The 18,367-nt window shown below is 69.9% G+C and carries 14 protein-coding genes; 3 read left to right on the top strand and 11 right to left on the bottom strand.

Features of this window, described 5'->3' with window-relative positions:
• The first annotated feature begins 22 nt into the window (after nucleotides 1-22).
• Entirely contained in the window at nucleotides 23-1,426 is a 1,404-nt protein-coding gene (sthA, locus tag ACLQ29_RS19420; RefSeq protein WP_393371468.1) for a Si-specific NAD(P)(+) transhydrogenase, read from the top strand.
• 6 nt (nucleotides 1,427-1,432) lie between these two features.
• Here the strand turns inward: sthA and ACLQ29_RS19415 are convergent, their stop codons facing one another.
• The 5 genes from ACLQ29_RS19415 to ACLQ29_RS19395 all read right to left on the bottom strand — a co-directional run bounded on the left by ACLQ29_RS19415 (nucleotide 1,433) and on the right by ACLQ29_RS19395 (nucleotide 6,426).
• Nucleotides 1,433-2,464, bottom strand: a complete 1,032-nt coding sequence (locus tag ACLQ29_RS19415; RefSeq protein WP_425772914.1) for a CU044_5270 family protein — start codon at nucleotides 2,462-2,464, stop codon at nucleotides 1,433-1,435.
• 1 nt (nucleotide 2,465) lies between these two features.
• Nucleotides 2,466-3,011, bottom strand: coding sequence for an RNA polymerase sigma factor (locus ACLQ29_RS19410; protein WP_425772913.1), 546 nt, complete (start codon nucleotides 3,009-3,011; stop codon nucleotides 2,466-2,468).
• A gap of 197 nt (nucleotides 3,012-3,208) precedes the next feature.
• A complete protein-coding gene (locus ACLQ29_RS19405; protein WP_425772912.1) occupies nucleotides 3,209-3,472 on the bottom strand; it encodes a MerR family DNA-binding protein in 264 nt (87 codons plus the stop codon).
• Nucleotides 3,473-3,608: 136 nt separating this feature from the next.
• A complete protein-coding gene (locus ACLQ29_RS19400) occupies nucleotides 3,609-5,006 on the bottom strand; it encodes an endo-1,4-beta-xylanase (RefSeq protein WP_425772911.1) in 1,398 nt (465 codons plus the stop codon).
• Between the two features lie 34 nt (nucleotides 5,007-5,040).
• A complete protein-coding gene (locus tag ACLQ29_RS19395) occupies nucleotides 5,041-6,426 on the bottom strand; it encodes an extracellular catalytic domain type 1 short-chain-length polyhydroxyalkanoate depolymerase (RefSeq protein ID WP_425772910.1) in 1,386 nt (461 codons plus the stop codon).
• A gap of 316 nt (nucleotides 6,427-6,742) precedes the next feature.
• Here ACLQ29_RS19395 and manD point away from each other — a divergent pair, with 316 nt between their 5' ends.
• Nucleotides 6,743-7,951 carry a D-mannonate dehydratase ManD gene (gene manD / locus ACLQ29_RS19390; protein WP_425772909.1) on the top strand — a complete coding sequence of 403 codons (1,209 nt, stop codon included), beginning with the start codon at nucleotides 6,743-6,745 and terminating at the stop codon, nucleotides 7,949-7,951.
• A gap of 36 nt (nucleotides 7,952-7,987) precedes the next feature.
• Here manD and ACLQ29_RS19385 read toward each other — a convergent pair whose 3' ends face one another.
• From ACLQ29_RS19385 to ACLQ29_RS19360, 6 genes are all read right to left on the bottom strand, one after another.
• Complete coding sequence (locus ACLQ29_RS19385) at nucleotides 7,988-10,102, bottom strand: alpha-glucuronidase (protein ID WP_425772908.1); 2,115 nt, start codon at nucleotides 10,100-10,102, stop codon at nucleotides 7,988-7,990.
• Nucleotides 10,103-10,195: 93 nt separating this feature from the next.
• Nucleotides 10,196-10,882, bottom strand: coding sequence for a DUF624 domain-containing protein (locus tag ACLQ29_RS19380; RefSeq protein ID WP_425772907.1), 687 nt, complete (start codon nucleotides 10,880-10,882; stop codon nucleotides 10,196-10,198).
• A 148-nt stretch (nucleotides 10,883-11,030) separates the two neighbouring features.
• Nucleotides 11,031-12,668, bottom strand: a complete 1,638-nt coding sequence (locus tag ACLQ29_RS19375) for an extracellular solute-binding protein (protein ID WP_425772906.1) — start codon at nucleotides 12,666-12,668, stop codon at nucleotides 11,031-11,033.
• A 53-nt stretch (nucleotides 12,669-12,721) separates the two neighbouring features.
• Nucleotides 12,722-13,630, bottom strand: coding sequence for a carbohydrate ABC transporter permease (locus ACLQ29_RS19370; RefSeq protein WP_425772905.1), 909 nt, complete (start codon nucleotides 13,628-13,630; stop codon nucleotides 12,722-12,724).
• Nucleotides 13,627-14,616, bottom strand: coding sequence for an ABC transporter permease (locus tag ACLQ29_RS19365; protein ID WP_425772904.1), 990 nt, complete (start codon nucleotides 14,614-14,616; stop codon nucleotides 13,627-13,629). Before ACLQ29_RS19365 ends, ACLQ29_RS19370 begins: the two co-directional genes overlap by 4 nt.
• Before the next feature lie 12 nt (nucleotides 14,617-14,628).
• Nucleotides 14,629-17,004 (bottom strand): glycoside hydrolase family 3 N-terminal domain-containing protein, encoded by a 2,376-nt coding sequence (locus tag ACLQ29_RS19360; RefSeq protein WP_425772903.1) that lies wholly within the window; start codon nucleotides 17,002-17,004, stop codon nucleotides 14,629-14,631.
• A 317-nt stretch (nucleotides 17,005-17,321) separates the two neighbouring features.
• Between ACLQ29_RS19360 and ACLQ29_RS19355 the strand changes: the two genes are divergently transcribed.
• Nucleotides 17,322-18,359, top strand: a complete 1,038-nt coding sequence (locus ACLQ29_RS19355) for a LacI family DNA-binding transcriptional regulator (RefSeq protein WP_425772902.1) — start codon at nucleotides 17,322-17,324, stop codon at nucleotides 18,357-18,359.
• The last annotated feature ends 8 nt before the right edge of the window (nucleotides 18,360-18,367 follow it).

The following is an 18,367-nucleotide window of genomic DNA, read 5'->3' as shown; positions in this document are numbered from 1 at the left end:
ACATCTTGCGACGCTAGCGGTTGTGTATGACTACGACCTGTTGGTGCTGGGCTCCGGACCCAGCGGTCAGAAGGCCGCGATCGCTGCCGCCAAGCTCGGCAGGCGCGTCGGCATCGTCGACCGCCGCGACATGATCGGTGGGGTGTGCATCAACACCGGCACCGTCCCCTCCAAGACGCTGCGCGAGGCCGTCCTCTATCTGACCGGGCTGAGCCAGCGAGACCTCTACGGCAGCAACTACCGGGTCAAGGAAGAGATCACGGTCAGCGACCTGGCCGCCCGGACCCAGCACGTGATCAGCCGGCAGACCGACGTCATCCGCAACCAACTGGCCCGCAACCGGGTCGTGATGATCACCGGCACCGGCCGCTTCGCGGACGCGCACTCGATCTGGGTCGACGGCGGCTCCGGCCGCGAGTCGAAGGTGACCTTCGACAAGATCGTCATCGCGGCGGGCACCCGCCCGGCCCGCCCGGACAGCGTCGACTTCGACGACCGGACGATCGTGGACTCCGACGGCGTCATCAACCTCCAGGCCGTCCCGCGCAGCATGGTCGTGGTCGGCGCCGGTGTGATCGGCATGGAGTATGCGTCGATGTTCGCCGCGCTCGGCACCAAGGTGACAGTCGTGGAGCGCCGCGAGCGGATGCTCGACTTCTGCGACGACGAAGTGATCGAGTCGCTCAAATACCATCTGCGCGACCTGTCGGTGGCGTTCCGCTTCGGCGAGGAGGTCGCCGCCGTGGAGAAGCACCAGACCGCCGCGCTGTGCATCCTCAAGAGCGGTAAGAAGATCGTCGCGGACACGGTCATGTACTCGGCCGGCCGGCAGGGGCAGACCGACGACCTGGCCCTGGAGGCCGCCGGGTTGGAGGCGGACCGCCGCGGCCGGATCAAGGTGGACGCCAACTACCGCACGGCGGTGGACCACATCTACGCCGTCGGCGACGTGATCGGCTTTCCCGCGCTCGCGTCCACCTCGATGGAGCAGGGTCGACTGGCGGCCCAGCACGCCTGCGGCGAACCGATCCGGGAGATGCACGGCCTTCAACCGATCGGCATCTACACCATCCCGGAGATCAGCTTCGTCGGGCAGACCGAGGCGCAGCTCACCGACGCCTCGACTCCGTTCGAGGTCGGCGTCGCGCGTTATCGGGAGCTGGCTCGCGGCCAGATCGTCGGTGACTCCTACGGCATGCTCAAGCTGCTCGTCTCCCCCGACGACGGCCGGCTACTCGGCGTGCACGTGTTCGGCACCGCCGCCACCGAGATCGTCCACATCGGGCAGGCGGTGATGGGCTGCGGCGGCACGATCGACTACCTCATCGACGCCGTGTTCAACTATCCGACGCTGGCCGAGGCGTACAAGGTGGCCGCCCTGGACGCGTCCAACAAGATCCGCAACATCACCCGCATCGACGGCTGACCCCGTTCAGCCTGGCCACGGGGCATACTCCGCGACCAGATACGTTCGGTAGGTGATCACCGCGGGGATCGTCACGTTCAACCTGCCCGCCGTCGTGGTCAGCACCTCCTCGTAGCCGAGCGGCACACCCGAGTCGGGGTCGACGATGACCGTGTACTGGGCGGGCAGCCCATGGGCGTCGGAGGTGATCGAGTACGCCTCACCGGCGCGGCCGGCCCGGTCGGTGACGGTCCCGGTCACGGTGATGCCCGGGAGGTCGGCCAGCAGGCGCAGCACCGTGGCCCGCTGCGCCGGGTTCAGCAGCCGCACCCCGGTCAGGTGGGCGACGTCCTCCAGATATTGCACCGGCTCCTCGGGTGGGCTGCCCGCGTCCAACCACTCCCGCAGCGTCGCGACGTCCGTCGGCACCGGGCCCGGCCAGCCCGGGGTGAACTCACCAGCGGCGTAGTCGGTCGTCTCCCGTGACGAGTCGACCCGGCCGCCCCGCCGCTGCCACTCCTTCCGGTCGGCATCGGAGCGGAAGACCGGCGGCAGCTCCTTCCGCACCATCCGGCCGGCGTCGTCGTCGGTGCGCCACGACCGCCACTGCTGCGGTACGACGGCGGACGTCGTCCGGCCGCCGGAGATCGAGGAGTTGAGGAACCAGTTCGCCGACTCCAGGTGCTCCACCGTGCCCGCCGGCCTCGGTGGCGCCGGCTGTGCGGCCGCCACCTCGGCCAGGCGGCGCAGCCGGACGTCGGCCCGTTCCGTGGTCGACGCCGGGCCGTAGGTCAGCATCGCCGGGGTGACCGCCCACACCGGCTGCGGCTCCCGCACCGCCTCGAGCGTGACGACCCCGGCTGCCAACGCCAGCGCCGCCGCGCCGGCCGCCAGCACGAAACGGCGTCGCGGGAGGACACGACGACCGGCGGACGGCGCACGATCCGTGGCGAGGATTCGGGCGAGGTCCGCAGCCCGACGCCGCTCGTCGGCGGGAACAAGGTCGCGTGCCGGGTCGAGGTCGCCCAACAACCGGCGTACGTCATCGAGGGTCTTCATCTCACCCACCCACGGTCATCGACGGCGTCTCGGCCGATGGCTGGCTCGTCCCGTCAGCTGTCACATCCAACCGCGCCCGCAGCCGACGGCGGGCACGCATCAACCGCATCGCGAACGTCGCTCTCGTGCACCCGAGCACCACCGCCGCCTCGGTCGGGGTCAGCCGCTCCCAGGCCACCAACCGCAGGATCTCCTGGTCGGCATCGGACACCTGAGCGAAGGCGGTCACGACGTCCCGCTGGCTGATCACCTCGTCGGCGTGGTCGTCCTGCACCGACCGGCCCGGCTCGGCCGCGACCCGCAGCGTCAACTCCCGCCACCGCTGTCGCCCCCTCGCCTCGTTCGCCAACACCAGCCGGGCCACGCCGTAGAGCCACGGCAGCACCGAGGCGGGCGGCACGTCGGCCAGGCGACGCCACGCCACCAGGAACACCTCGGCGACCACGTCACCGACGTCGGGCCCGATGACCCGACGCGCCACGTACCGCCGCACGTCGTCGTGATGACGCCTGTACAACTCGGTGAACCGCTCCTCCACCACGTCCACAGCACCCCCTATCGGGCTTATGTCCGGGACCAGCCAGGACATCACACCTGATCAGGGCGGCCGTGCGGGTTGGGCGCGACAAACGCCGCGCGCACGTCAGGGTCGCGATGTCGGTGCTGCCCGCCACCGTGCCGGCACTGTGGGGACCTGGAGGAAAGAGGCAGCGGGGGGCGCATCCGGATGGAACACTCCGGCGACTAGGACCTGCCCCCGACCTCCACCAGCTCCGCCAACTGGCTCCGGTAGTTCGGGCAGGTCGTGACGTCCTCGTGTGAGCAGTTCAGCCCGGCCTCCAACAGGTCGAGCGCCGACCGCAGGGCCGCCATCCTGGCCCGCAGCGCGCCGTGGTTGCGGCGCAGCACGTCCTTGCGAACGGCGGGGTTCCCTGCGGCGAGGAACGCCCGGATGTCCGGCAGCGACAGGCCGGCCTGCTTCGCGCGCTGTCCGCTCCGCCACAGCACCGGGTGATCATGAGGTTAGCGTCCTGACACGCCGCTTGTGGGGGCAATAACCTCATGATCAACGAGGGCTGGGGTGGGGCCGGTGCGGGGGGCGGGAGAGTGGGTGGGTCGCCCTCCGCACCGGCCGGTAATTCCTCTAGCTGGCCGCGCAGGTGGGGCTCAGGCTGCCGGCGGTGCCGGTGCCCTGGAAACCGAACTCGGTGGACTGCCCGGCGCCGACCTGGCCGTTGTAGGACACGTTCGTCCAGTTGGTCGTGCCAGTGTTACCGCTGGGGTTGGCACTCCAGGCGTTGGTGACCGTCGCGCCGGACGGCAGGGTGGTCGTCACGGTCCAGCCGTTGAGAGCCGACGAGCCGGCTGTCACCCGGACGTTCGCCACGAAGCCGCCGGTCCACTGGTTCACCGTCACCGTGGCGGTGCAGCCACCCTGCCCCGGCGGCGGAGTGGTGGGCGGCGCGGTGGTGGGCGGCGCGGTGGTCGGCGGGACGCTTGTGGGCGGGGCCGTCGTGGGCGGCGGGGTGCCGTTGTTCAGTGCGGCGAGCACCGCGTCGTAGGCGGCCTTCTTGGAGCCGTTGCTGTTGAACAGCAGCGGCGTCTGCGAGGCCCGCCACGAGTCATTGTCGCGGATGCCCCACACCGTGATGCCGTTGCACCGGGCCACGGCCAGGCAGTCCTCGACGACACTGCGGTACGTGTTCGCCGACGCGCCCTGGATGTCCAGCTCGGTGATCTGCACGTCCACACCCAGAGCCGCGAAGCTCGACAACGTCGTGCGGTAGTTGCTGGCGTACGGCGAGTCGTTGTTGAAGTGTGACTGGAAACCGACGCAGTCGATCGGCACGCCACGGGCCTTGAAGTCCCGCACCATGTTGTAGACGCCCTGCGTCTTGGCCCAGGTCCAGTTGTCGGTGTTGTAGTCGTTGTAGCAGAGCTTCGCGCCCGGGTCCGCCGCGCGCGCGGCGCGGAACGCCGCCTCGATCCAGTCGTTGCCGGTGCGCTGCAGGTTCGAGTCCCGACGACCACCGGAGTTGCCGTCGGCGAACGCCTCGTTCACCACGTCCCAGGAATAGATCTGTCCCTTGAAGTGGGTCGCCACCTGCGTGATGTGGTTGAGCATCGCGTTGCGCAGCGCGGTGCCCTCCATGGCTTGCATCCACCCCGGCTGCTGGCCGTGCCAGGCCAGGGTGTGGCCGCGTACCTGCATCCCGTGGCTGCGGGCGTGGTTGACGATCTGCTCGGAATTGGCGTAACTGAACCGACCCTGCTGCGGCTCGGTGGCGTCGATCTTCATTTCGTTCTCGGGCGTCACCATGGTGAACTCACGGTTCAAGATCGTGGTGTACGCGTTTTCCGAGAGCTTGTACGCGGCAACCGCCGTCCCGAAGTAGCGACCCTTCTCCGCGGCGGACGCACCCAGGGTGGTGCCGGCGGAGGCGGGCGTCACCAGGACCAGTGCCATGCCGGCGGCGAGGGCGCCCGCGCCGGTCAGCGCGAGGGCGACTCTCGACGCCGCCCTCCATGTCACGTTTCTCATCTCGTACGACTCCGTTCTCGGTGGTGGTGCTCGATCAGGAGACCGAGCAGGTGGCCCCGTTGAGGGCGAACGACGAGGGTTTGCCGGTGCCGCCCGCGTGCGTGGCCTGGAAGCCGATCTCGACCGACGCGTTCGGGGCGATGGTGGCGTTGTAGGAGACGTTGCGGGCGGTCACCGCGCCGCTCGTCGGTGAGTACTGCGCGTTCCAGCCACCTGTGATGACCTGCCCGCTGGGCAGCGTGAAGGCCAGCGCCCACCCGTTCACGGCGGCCGTGCCGGTGTTGGTGATGGCCACGCTCGCGGTGAGTCCGTTGTTCCAGGCGTTGACCGTGTAGCCGACCCGGCAGGCGCCCGCGCCGGGCGGCGGCGTGGTCGGTGGCGGAGTCGTCGGGGGCGGGGTGGTCGGCGGCGGAGTCGTCGGGGGCGGCGTGGTCGGCGGCGGAGTCGTCGGGGGCGGCGGAGTCGTGGGCGGCGGCGTGGTTGGGGGCGGCGTGGTCGGCGTGGCGCCGTCCAGGCCGAAGAAGCGGATGACCTGCGCGGCGTCGACCGGCAGGTTGTGCGTGACGCCCTGCATGCTGATCGCCTCGACCGGCGCCGTCGTGCCGCTGCCGCCGTACCGGGTGCGGGTGTGGCCGGACTGCGGCGAGTCGGTGTACGTCGGGGTCTGACTCAACCCGTGCACGTTCGTCCACTGCTTGACCTGCTCGCCGAAGTTCGGGTATCGCAGCGTCTCGTCGTTGGTGCCGTGCCAGATCTGCATGCGTGGTCGCTGGCCGGTGTAGCCCGGGTACGCCCCACGGACCAAATCTCCCCACTGCTGTGGGGTCTTGATGAGCTGCCCGTTCGCGCACTCGCTGTTCCACTCGGAGCTGCCCCCGGTGGCGAAGCAGCCGAACGGCACACCGGCGAAGGAAGCGCCCGCCGCGAACACGTCCGGGTAGTCGCCCAGCATGACGTTCGTCATCATCGCTCCGGAGGAGGTGCCGGTGGCGAAGATCCGCGCCGGGTCGGCGGCGTAGCGCTGCCGCACGTAGTCGACCATCGCCATGAGCCCGACCGGGTCGCTGCCTCCGCCACGGCGAAGGGCCTGCGGCGAGGCCACGTCCCAGCACTTGCTGCTGCGGGTCACCGAAGGGTAGATCACGATGAATCCGTAGCGGTCCGCGAGGGACGCGTACTGGGTGCCGGAGTGGAATGCCGGACCCGAGCCGGTGCAGTAGTGCAGGGCCAGCAGGATCCCCGGTCGGGTGGCCACCCGGTCCGGGACGTACAGGTGCATCTGGAGGTTTGTGGGGTTGGTGCCGAAGCCGGGCACCTGGGTCAGCGTCGCCGCCGACGCCGGGGCGGCGAAGGTCAGCGCGGCGGCGGCCATCGTCAGGGCCGCCATGGCGGCGCCGAGCAGCCGTGTCTTGAGTGTCATCGATCGCGATCCCTCGGGAGATAGGCGCGTGGAAGGGGACTGAAGTCGAGGACTGCCCTTCGCCCGACCCTTGACCGCGGCTCGCGTGACGAAGTCAGCTTCAATCGAGGACACTCGATTGTCAAGACTTCCGGAAACCTTTCGCTGCAACGGATTCCGGGCCCACCTGCACGACCGGGGACACCGGTGGGCCCGGCCGCCGGTGGCCGCTCGCGGGCTATTATCGGGATGTTCTCGAAACGTGCCGGACGTTCACATCCCTCCCGCCCCTCGGTGTGCGTCAGTAGACGACACCCCCGGGCACGAAGGAGATCACGTGAAGATCGTCGATGCCCGGGTCATCCTGACCTGTCCGGGCCGCAATTTCGTCACTCTCAAGATCGTTACCGACGAGGGGGTGACCGGGGTCGGGGACGCCACCCTCAACGGCCGGGAGCTGGCCGTCGCGTCGTACCTGCGTGACCACGTGGCGCCCCTGCTCATCGGCCGGGATCCGGCCCGCATCGAGGACACCTGGCAGTACCTGTACCAGGGGGCGTACTGGCGACGCGGCCCGGTCACGATGAGCGCCATCGCCGCCGTGGACACGGCGCTGTGGGATATCAAGGGCAAGGTCGCCGGCCTGCCGGTCTACCAGCTGCTCGGCGGTCGGTCCCGCGAGGGCGTCACCGTGTACGGCCACGCCAACGGCGAGACCGTCGAGGAGGTGCTGGTGGAGGTCGCCCGCTACGTCGACCTCGGCTACCGGGCCGTCCGGGTGCAGTGTGGGGTGCCGGGCCTGCCCAAGACGTACGGGGTCAGCACCGACAAGTTCTTCTACGAGCCGGCGGACGCGGCGTTGCCCAGCGAGGCGACCTGGTCGACCCCGCGTTACCTGGCGCACGTGCCGAAGGTGTTCGCCCAGGTACGCGACGAGTTCGGCCCGACCCTGCGGCTGCTGCACGACGTGCACCACCGACTCACCCCGATCGAGGCGGCCCGGCTCGGTCGCAGCCTGGAGCCCTACGCGCTGACCTGGATGGAGGACCCGGTCCCCGCCGACCTCCAGGAGGGCTTCCGGCTGATCCGGCAGCACACCACCACCCCGATCGCCGTCGGGGAGGTGTTCAACAGCATCTTCGACGCGGCCCAGCTCATCCGGGAACAGCTCATCGACTACATCCGGGCCACAGTGGTGCACGCCGGCGGGATCACCCACCTACGCCGCATCTTCGACCTCGCGGCGTTGCACCAGGTCCGCAGCGGATCGCACGGCGCCACCGACCTCTCCCCCGTCTGCATGGCCGCCGCGTTGCAGCTCGACATCTCCATCCCCAACTTCGGCCTCCAGGAATACATGCGGCACACCGAGCAGACCGACGAGGTGTTCCCGCACGGCTACCACTTCGCCGACGGCTACCTGCACCCGGCCGAGACTCCCGGGCTCGGCGTGGACATCGACGAGGAGGCGGCGGCGCGTTACCCGTACTCGCCGGCGTACCTGCCGGTGAACCGGCTGGAGGACGGCACGGTCCACCCCTGGTGACCGCGACACCGCCGCCCGGCCGGCCGGCCGGCCGGTTCAGTAGATGCGCCGCCCCCGCTCGTCCGGCACCCCGGACTTGCGGAAGAAGTACGTGTTGATCTGGTCGCGCCACTCGGTGGCGGACCGCACCTGCTCGTCGAGCAGTTCGGCCACCCGCTCGTACACGGCCGGGTCGATCATCCCGTTCAGCGTCTGCCACCTCCGGCGCATCGCCGCCACCTCCTCGACACCGGCGAAGTGCGTGTCGTAGATGTGCTGGATGACAGTCGATCCACTGTGCAGCACGTGCTGGTACGGCACATGGTGGAAGAAGAGCAGCAGCTCGTCGGGGCAACTCCCCGGCGTCTCGTACACCTCGGCCCAGTACGGCGGGTACTGGCCGGCGAAGCCGGTGCCCGACGCGCGGCTGCGGTCCACGCCCACGCCGTCGCGGTCGGCGAAGTGGTAGGTGCCCCATCGCGAGTACTCGTACCCGTCGACGCCGGGACCGTAGTGGCCGTCGGGGTTGACCATGAAGCCAACGCCCAACGGGGCGGTGTACCGCTCGTAGGTGCGCCACGACTCGTCCATGATCTCGTGCAGCGTCCGCCGGACCAGGTCCGGGTCTGCGGTCGCCGACGGCGGGAAGGTGAGCGTCATCCACTCGTCGAGGACCGCCGTCGGGTCCAGCCCCGGGTTCCAGGCGAGCCGCCCGAACGAGTACAGGTTGGCCTGCGCCAACGGATGCCCGGTCCAGAACCTGTCGTCGCCGGTGTTGGCGACCGCGACGAGGCCACCACCGGCGCCCGCCGCCCCCGCCACCACGTCGGCCACCGAGCGTCCGCCCGGCCCCCAGGGGGTGAACCGCAGCACCTCGCTCCACAGCGGACCGAGGTGGCAGACGTGCCGCTGCTGGCCCGTGTATTCCTGGGTGACCTGCAACTCGACGGCCAGTCGGGTGGCGGGCATCGCGGCGATCACCGGGGAGACCGGCTCCCGGGGCTGGAAGTCCACCGGGCCGTACTTCACCTGCAGGACCACGTTTGTGCGGAACCGCCCGTCGAGTGGGGCGAAATGGTCGTACGCGGCGCGGGCCCGGTCGGTCGAGCGGTCCCGCCAGTCCTGGTGGTGGTTGTAGACGAACGCCCGCCAGTGCACCACTCCCCCGCGCGGAGCGAGCGCGTCGGCCAGCAGGTTCGCCCCGTCGGCGTGGTCGCGGCCGTAGCTGAACGGGCCGGGCTGCCCCTCCGAGTCGGCCTTCACCACGTAGCCGCCGAAGTCGGGAATGCGGTCGTAGACGTCGCGGGTGGTCTCCGCCCACCACGCCCGCACCTCCTCGTCGAGCGGGTCGGCCGTCGGCAGGCCGCCGAGGACCAGCGGCGCGGCGAAGGTGACCGAGAGGTGCACCCGGATGCCATACGGGCGCAGCACGTCGGCGATCTCGGCCACGTCGCCGAGCCGCTCGGTGAGCAGGAGCGCCTCGGTTCGGGCGACGTTGACGTTGTTCACCGAGATGGCGTTGACGCCGCTCGCGGCCAGCAGTCGTCCGTACTCGCGGATCCGCGCGAGGTCGCCGCGCGTCCGGCCGTCCTGCCAGAAGATGGAGCCGCCCGCGTACCCTCGTTCGACCTGGCCCATCACCGGGTGCACGGCGACGTTGTCCCAGTGGTTGAGCATCCGCCGGCGCAGCGCGGGCCGGTGCCGCTCGGGCGGGCGGGTCGGCTCGAAGGCCGCCGCGCAGAGCCGGACCACGTGGAAGAGCCCGTACAGCAGGCCGGCGGGCGCGTCGGCCAGCACCACTGTCACCGGACCGGCGTGGGTGAGCAGGAAGCCCTCCTTGCCGAGCGTCCCGTCGCCGACCTCGTCACCTGCCGCCTCCACCGCCGGGCCGGGCAGCTCGCCCACGCCACGCACGGCGAGCACCAGGTCGACGTCGACGTCCCAGGAGGGGTTGTGCCACACCCGCCCGCCGTAGCGCGCGCAGGCCCGCGACACCTCGTCGAGCACGGTGTCGACGAGCAACCCGTCACCGTGGACGAGAACGCGGCGCGCGCCGAGGGTCCGGAACGCCTCGGGCGGCAGCCAGGCCGGGTGTAAGCCCGGCTCGTCCGTGCCCAGCGGCTCCTCGACGAACATCAGTTGCTCCAGATCCACCCACTCTTCGGCGTTCATCAATCCTCCCCTAGCAGAAGGACACCGTACGCCTGCTCGCACACGTCCGGTTGTCGTCGCCCCCGAGGGGCGCCGTGCCGCTGCCGGGCGGGCTCATCGGAGGAACTCCTTCTGGATCAGCCGGACCATCGGGTCGCTGACGCGCAGGAGCGCCAGGACCGCGACCGAACCGAGCATCGCCAGCACCGCCTCGGAGAAGACCGTCGTGACCGCGGCCGCCGCGGCCACCAGCAGCGCGTTGCCGACGGTGACACCCGGGGTACGCACGAGGAAGTGCACGGCCAGTCGGAGCACGTCCCGCGTGCGGAAGTCGAACAGCGAGGTGATCACCAGGGCGTTCGCCGCACCGAGCGTCACGCCCACCGCGAGCAGGACCAGCGGCACCGCCCACCAACCCGGCAGTCCCACCGCGCCCCGGTAGGCGAGGTTCACGGCGAGCACGGTCAGCCACAGCAGAGTCGGCACCCAGACGCGCAGCACGCCGGCCAGGTTGGCCCGGTAGCCGCGCCAGAACACGGCGGCGGGCCGCAGGTCGGTCAGGTCGGCGCGCTGGTGGCGCAGGGCGTACAGGGCTGCCGAGAGGGCCGGGCCGACGGGCACCAGCCCGACGGCGGCCAGCGGCAGGTTGCTCGCGTCGCGGCCCAGCAGCAGCATCGGCAGCAGGCCGGGCAGGGTGGTGAGCAGCATCAGCAGCTCGACCACGAGCAGGATGTAGACCCGGGAGGTGATCCGCGACAGTGGCCCGTCGCCGAACTGTCGCCAGGTGCGCGCGGCGCTCAAGGCTGTCCCCTCCGGTCGCAACTGCGCATTGCCGCCCTCTGGTCGTCCGGCCCGCGGGCGAGCGGGTCGACGCACGCCCCGGGCCGGTGGTCGCCGGGGAGTCCGGTCGGTTGGGCCTGCTGGACCGCCCGACCGGACTCCCCGCTGATCAGCCGTTGTTCTTCTGGAACCGCTCGTACGCCTTGTTGACCAGGTCGATGTACTGCTCGGAGTTCTTGGCCTTCAGCTCGGCCACGTAGGCGTCCCACTCGCTGAGGGGCCGCTGGCCGAGGGCGAACTTGAGCGTGTTCTGGGTGACGAAGTCCTTCAGCGGGGTCTCCCAGAGCGACACCTGCTCGCGTTCCTCGTCGGTGAACGGACGCGGCGGGGGGACCTCCCTCGGCTTGCGCGCGTCCATCACCTTCTGGAACTCCAGCTCCTCCGGGGAGAAGAACCCACGGACCAGGTCGGGCGCGCCGCCGTAGGCGAAGACGCCGTTCTGGAAGCCGAAGTCCTTCTGCAGGTGCTTGGACGCCTTCGGGTTGAGCCCCAGGAAGCTGACGTCAGGGACGAGCGTGCGCTTGCCGGACGCGTCCTTGGTGAAGGTGGTGCCCTCGACGCCCCAGCGGGCGAACTCCAAACCTGCGTCCGAATACCACAGCCAGTCGATGAACTGCATCATGGCCACGAAGTTCTTGCTCTCCCGCGCCTTCGAGGAGATCATGATGCCGTTCTCCAGCCGGGGGAACGGGTTGACCTCGCCGGCTGGGCCGATCGGCAGCGGGATCTTTGCCATCTTCGCGTTCGGCAGGGTCTTGGCCAGGTCGGGCCGGTGGTTGTTGACAAGCGTCTGCGCGTTGCCGGTGACCACGAAGGACTTGCCGTTGGCGAGCTTCTGGCGGGCCTGGTCGTCGGTCTGGGTGAAGCTCTCCGGGTCGAGCAGACCCTCGGCGACGAGCTTGTGCAGGAACGTGACCATCTGCTTGTACTGCTCGGACGAACCGGTGTAGGTGAACTTCTTCTCCGCCGGGTTCCAGGTGGCGTGCTGGTAGTCCCAGCCGGCGTAGGTGCCGTGGGACGAGCCGAGGAGGTTCAGCAGGGCGCCGGTCGGGTTGGGCTTGCTGAAGAGATCGGAGTACGGGTAGACGTTCGGGTACTTGGCCTTCATCGCCTTGAGCACCGTGTAGAGGTCGTCCCAGGTCTTCGGGACGGGAAGGTTGAGCTCCTGCATGATGTCGGTGCGCACCAGCACCGTGTAGTCCTGCGTGGGCTTCTCGTGCAGGCCGGGCAGCAGGTAGAACTTACCGTCGGCCTGTCGCAGGTTGTCGATCTCCGGCTTGAGGTTCCACTTGGCGATCTTGTCCTTGAGGTTGGGCATCAGATCCAGGTAGTCGCTCACCGGAAGGATCGCCCCGGACGACACGAACGCGTCCTCCTGCGGGTGGTACGTCTTGGGGATGATCAGCGGGGCGTCCCCGGCGCCGATCAGCAGGCTGCGCTTCTGCTCGTAGTCGCTGAGCGGCACGGCGACCGGGTCGATCTTGACGTTGGTCCGCTTGGTCAGCTCCGACCAGAACGCCCAGTCTTCCTTGAGCGGATAGAACGTGTGGTTGTTGTAGAGGGTGGAGAAGGAGAGCGCCTCGGTGGCCTTGAACTGGTCGCCGACGCCGTAGGTGGCCATCGCCCCGACCTTGTTCTCCGAGAGGTCCGTCGACTCGCCGGGGTCCTCGGAACAGGCGGTGCTGAGGGTGAGCGCGAGCAGACCCGCGGTGGCTATCGCCACCCGGCGCCACGTCTTGTGGAGCATGGCTCGTCCTTTCGGTGGTGGGAATTCGAATGTGGATCGGTGTGGCGTCGGCGTCACCCCTTGACCGCGCCGAGCATCACGCCGCGGACGAAGTACCGTTGGACGAAGGGGTAGACCGCCAGGATCGGCAGGGTGGTCAGCACGATCGTCACGGCCTCGAGGGTGGCTGCGGCCTGGACCTTGTCGGCGTCGGCGGCGGCGGACTCGGCGCTGGTGGCGCCCGCGATGAGGTTGCGCAGGTAGACCGTGACCGGCAGCAGGTCCTGCTGGTCCATGTAGAGGAACGCGGCGAACCACGAGTTCCAGAAGGACACCGCGTAGAAGAGCACCATCGTGGCGATGATCGCCTTCGACAGCGGCAACACGATCCGCAGCAGGATGCCGTACGTGTTCAGCCCGTCGACGGCCGCGGCCTCCTCCAGCTCGCTGGGCAGGCTCTCGAAGAACGCCTTCATGACCAGCAGGTTGAACACGCTTATGGCGTTGGGGACCACGACCGCCCAGATGGTGTTCTTCATCCCCAGGCTGGTGACCAGCACGTAGTTGGGGATCAGGCCGCCGGAGAAGAACATGGTGAACAGCGCGATGCCGACCAGGACGCCGCGTCCCTTGAGCTGCGGCTTCGACAGCACGTACGCGTAACAGGTGGTCAGCACGATCGAGATGAGCGTGGCGACCACCGTGTACACCACCGTGTTGCGGTAGTTCGTCCAGAACAACCCGTCGGACATCAACAGCTTGTACGCGGTCAGGTCGAACCCGCGCGGGACGATGCTCACCTCCCCGGCGATGATGTACGCCTCCTCGCTGAGCGAGCGGGCCACGATGTTGAGGAACGGGAACAGCGTCACGATCACGACGCCGACCAGGACGACCGTGTTGACGATCCGGAAGATCCGGTAGCCACGACTGTCCACCGGGCCCCGCGTCTTCGGGGCGTCGCTCTTCGTACCGAGGATCACCACAGGCTCGTCCCCACCGTGCGCCGGGAGATGAGGTTCGCCGTCAGGACCAGGATCAGCCCGATCACCGCCTCGAAGAGGCCGATGGCGGCGGCGTAGCTGAAGTTGCTGGACTGGAAGCCCATCCGGAACAGGTAGGTGGAGACCACGTCCGCGGTCGGGTACGTCAGCGGGTTGTAGAGCAGCAGGATCTTCTCGAACCCGACCGCCAGGAAGCTGCCGATGTTGAGGATCAGCAACGTCATCATCGTCGGCCGGATCCCCGGCAACGTCACGTGCCAGGTCTGCCGCCACCGGTTGGCGCCGTCGATCCGGGCCGCCTCGTACAGGTCCTCGTCGACCGTGGTGAGGGCGGCGAGGTAGAGGATCGTCCCCCAACCGACGGTCTGCCAGACCTCGGACGAGACGTAGATGGTGCGGAACCACTCCGATTTCTGCAGGAAGGCCACCGGCTCCCCGCCGAACAGGCCGACGAGCTGGTTGGCCGCGCCACCGACCGAGGTCAGTTGCATGACCATCGCCGCCACGATCACGATCGACAGGAAGTGGGGCAGGTAGGACACCGACTGGACGAAGCGCTTGAATCGGCGGGCGCGTACCTCGTTGAGCATCAGCGCCAGCACGATCGGCAACGGGAAGCAGAACAGCAGGGTCAGCGTCCCGAGCACGAGCGTGTTGGTGAAGACCTCCCAGAACGTCGGGTCGCTCAGGAACATCCGGAAGTACCGCAGGCCGACCCAGTACTCACCGAAGACGTTGCCGCCGGGCTTGAACCGGCGGAACGCGATCACGTTCCCGAGCATCGGCAGGTAGCGGAAGACCAGGAAGAACAGCAGCGGCAGGACGGCGAGGGAGTAGAGCTGCCAGTCCCGGCGCAGCGCCTGCCGCCAGCTCCGGCGGCGTCGCGGCGACCGCGGGGCGGGGCTGGCCGCCTCCGCCGGTGACCGGGGTGGCGCCGGCGGCGGTGGCCGCAAGGTCGATGTCATCCTCGGCCTCTCCTAGGCGGGATGCGGGACGGCCACGAGGGGCTCCACCCGCACCGACGTGAGCAGGTCCCGCTGGTGGCCGACCTGGCGCTCGACGCCGGTCAGCCGCAGCGGCAGGGTCGCCACCGCGTCGCCGCTGGACCGGCCGAAGCGCAGCTCCACCTCGCCGGGCTCGACGACCCGCCGACCGGACAACCCGGCGAACGAGGCCAGGTCGGCCGGTACGCCGAACGTCACGTGCGCCGCCTCGCCGGGCTCCAGCGGCAGTCGGGTGTAGCCGACCAGCCGGACCACCGGGCGGGTGGTCTGCGCGACCGGGTCGTGCAGGTAGAGCTGCACCACCTCGGTGCCGGCGCGGTCACCGGTGTTGGTGACGGTGATCCGCACCCGCACCTCGCCGTCGACCGGCCAGGCCGCCGGGGAATCCGGCGTCTCGTCGGCCGGATCGACCACACCGGCGTCGGACCACTCGAAGGTGGTGTAGCTCAGCCCGTGGCCGAACGGGTACGCCGGGGTCGGGTCGACCGAGGAGACCTTGGTGCGGCGCCCGAGCGGCGGCGACAGGTAGGTGCCCGGCAGTCCGCCGGCAGCACGGGGAACGCTTACCGGCAACCGCCCGGACGGGTTCACCGCGCCGGTGAGCACCTCGGCGAGCGCCTGCCCGCCGAGCTGCCCGAGGAAGAACGCCTGCACCACGGCCGCGGCGGTGTCGAACTCCGGGCCGAGCGCGTAGGGGCGGCCGGTCATCAGCACCAGGACGACCGGGGTGCCGGTGGCGAGGACGGCACGGACCAGTTCCGCCTGGACGCCGGGCAGCCGCAGATCGACGGCGTCGCAGCCCTCGCCGGAGGTGCCCCGGCCGAACATCCCCGCGCGGTCACCGACGGCGAGCACACACACGTCGGCGGCGGCCGCCGCGGCGACCGCGGCCGGGATGCCCGCGGTGTCCTCGCCGGTGATGGCGCAGCCCGGCTCGTGGCTGAGCATCCGGACGCGTCGGGCCAGCTCGTCGCGCAGCGAGGGGATCTCCAGGCCGAGCCCGTGCTCGCTGTGGTGGATGCCGACGTGGTTGGGGAACGAGTAGCAGCCCAGCATGGCCATCGGGTCGTCGGCGACCGGGCCGATCAGGGCGACCCGGCAGCCGACGGGCAGCGGGAGGACGCCGCTGTTGCGCAGCAGGACGACGGACTCCCGGGCCAGTCGGACGGCCACGTCCTGGCTGACCTCGTCGTCGAGTCGCAGGTTCGCCACGTCGTCGGGCAGCTCCTGCCAGTCCTCGTCGAGCAGGCCGATCTCGATCTTCTGGATCAGCACCCGTCGCAGCGCCCGGTCGATGAGCGCCTCGTCGACGTCGCCGCTGCGGACCGCCTCGACCAGCGGGGCGCCGAAGGCGTCCACCGTGGGCAGCTCGACGTCGATCCCGGCCCGCAGGGCGAGCCGGGCCGCGTCGGCGGCGTCGCCGGCGACACCGTGCAGGGTCTGCAGGAAACGGATGGCGAAGTAGTCGGCGACCACGATGCCGGTGAAGCCCCACTCGTCGCGGAGAAGGCCGGTCAGCAGCTCCTCGTCGGCGGCGGCGGGCAGGCCGTCGACCTCGGCGTAGGAGTTCATCACCGAGCGCGCGCCGCCGAGGCGAAGGGCCATCTCGAACGGCGGCAGGATCACGTCGGTCAGCTCCCGACGACCCATCGGCACCGGCGCGTGGTTGCGCCCGCCCCGGGAGGCGGAGTAGCCGGCGAAGTGCTTGAGGGTGGCGACGATTCCGGCGCCCTCCAGCCCCCGCACATACGCGGCGCCTGTCGTCCCCACCAGGTAGGGGTCTTCGCCGATCGTCTCCTCGGTGCGGCCCCAGCGGTAGTCGCGGGTGACGTCGAGGACCGGCGCGAGCCCCTGGTGCACGCCTGCCGCGCGCATGGAGCGCCCGATTCGATCGGCCATCGCCTCGACCAGCTCGGGGTCGAAGGACGCGCCCCAGCTCAGCGGGGTCGGGTAGACGGTGGCCCGCCAGGCCGCGAACCCGGTGAGGCACTCCTCGTGCACCTGGGCCGGGATGCCGAACCGGCTGGCGGCGACGATCTGCGCCTGGGAGGCGGCGAGCGACCGGGCGCCGAGCACCGGGTCGACAGGCGCGGTGCCGAAGGGACGGGTAAGCTGGCCCAACCCGTACTGGATGAGGCTGTTCCACGGTGGAAGCTCGGTGATCATGTCGGACTGGTGGGGGGCGACGCCCTCGCCGGAGGCGTTCGCGCCGACCCAGACCCCGATGAGTTGCGCGACCTTCTCCTCGAGTGTCATCAACGGCAGGAGCGCCTCGGCCCGTTCGGTCGGCGACAGCCGCGGATCACGCCACGGCGCGGCGTCGCTGTGCACGGGCAACTGACTTCTCATGCCTTGACCCCTTAGCTCCGGCCACATCCCCGTGTCCTGGTGGAACCAGTTCCGTGGCGGACGTCCACGCGATCCGAAACTTTCCGGAAGCCTGCGCAACCTTTTCGGCAACCTAAGTGTCCCATCGATGAGTGTCAAGGGTCTCAGCTGGACTCCGGCGGCCACTTCCTGCACACGGTGACTCCGCCATCGGCACTCCGTCGCGAATTCTCCGCGAAACGGCCCGCGAACGGCCCGGACGACCGCCGCAACGGCTGGCGTGATCGGCCAATCGTGTTAAGGTCTCCCGAAAATTTCGGATGCTGTCTGGGGCTGCGATGACAGAGCACCGTCCGCTCGATCCACCCGCGTCCACCACCATCGCGACAATCGCCCACGACGTCGGCGTCTCGGTCGCCACGGTGTCGAAGGTCCTCAACGGACGCGGCGACGTCGCCCCCGGCACCAGAGCGCGGGTGGAGGCGAGCCTCGACCGCCACCAGTACCAGCGCCGGACCCGGCGGCCCTCGACCAGCGGCGGGCGGATCGATCTCGTGTTCCACGAGTTCGACACCGGGTGGGCCATGGAGATCCTGCGCGGCGTCGAGGCGGTGACCGCCGCGGCCGGCATCGGGTTGTCGGTGGCCCAGCTCAACGGCGCGCACCGCCCCCCGGCCCGCTGGCTGGACGCGATCCTCGCCGACCGCCCGTTGGGCGTGGTGTTCGTCCTCTCCCATCTGGCCGAGGCGCAACAGCAGCACCTGCGGCGTCAGGGCATCCCGTTCGTCGTCGTCGACACCGACAGCGCGACCTCGGCCTCCGTACCCACTGTTGGTTCGAACAACTGGAACGGTGGCCTGCTGGCCGCCCGGCACCTCCTGGAGTTGGGCCACCGGCGGATCGCCATCATCTCCGGGCCGCCCGACGTGCTCTGCAGCCGGGCCCGCGCGGCCGGCTTCCAGTCGGCCCACGAGGAAGCCGGGCTCGTGGTGGACCGCGAGCTGATCCGCTACGGCAGTTTCTCCGCCGGCGCCGGGCACGCCCACGGGCTCGAACTGCTCCGCCTGCCGTCCCGACCGACGGCCATCTTCGCCGGTTCCGACACCCAGGCCATGGGGGTGTTCCGGGCCGCCCGTCAGTGCGGCCTGCGAGTGCCCGAGGACCTGTCGGTGATCGGGTACGACAACCTGCCGGTCTCCACCTGGACCGACCCGGCCCTCACCACGATCAACCAGCCGTTGCGCGACATGGCGGGCATCGCCACCCAGATGCTGCTCGACCTGACCAGGGGCAACGAGCCGGCGACCAGCCGGATCGACCTGGTGACCGAGTTGGTCGTCCGGGAGAGCACCGCGCCCCCCGCCAGCCCGCACTGACCCGAGCC

The sequence above is a fragment of the Micromonospora sp. DT228 genome (genome assembly GCF_049841595.1).
In the GTDB taxonomy this organism is placed as follows: domain Bacteria; phylum Actinomycetota; class Actinomycetes; order Mycobacteriales; family Micromonosporaceae; genus Micromonospora.
This window is presented reverse-complemented; position numbering and strand designations above follow the sequence as displayed.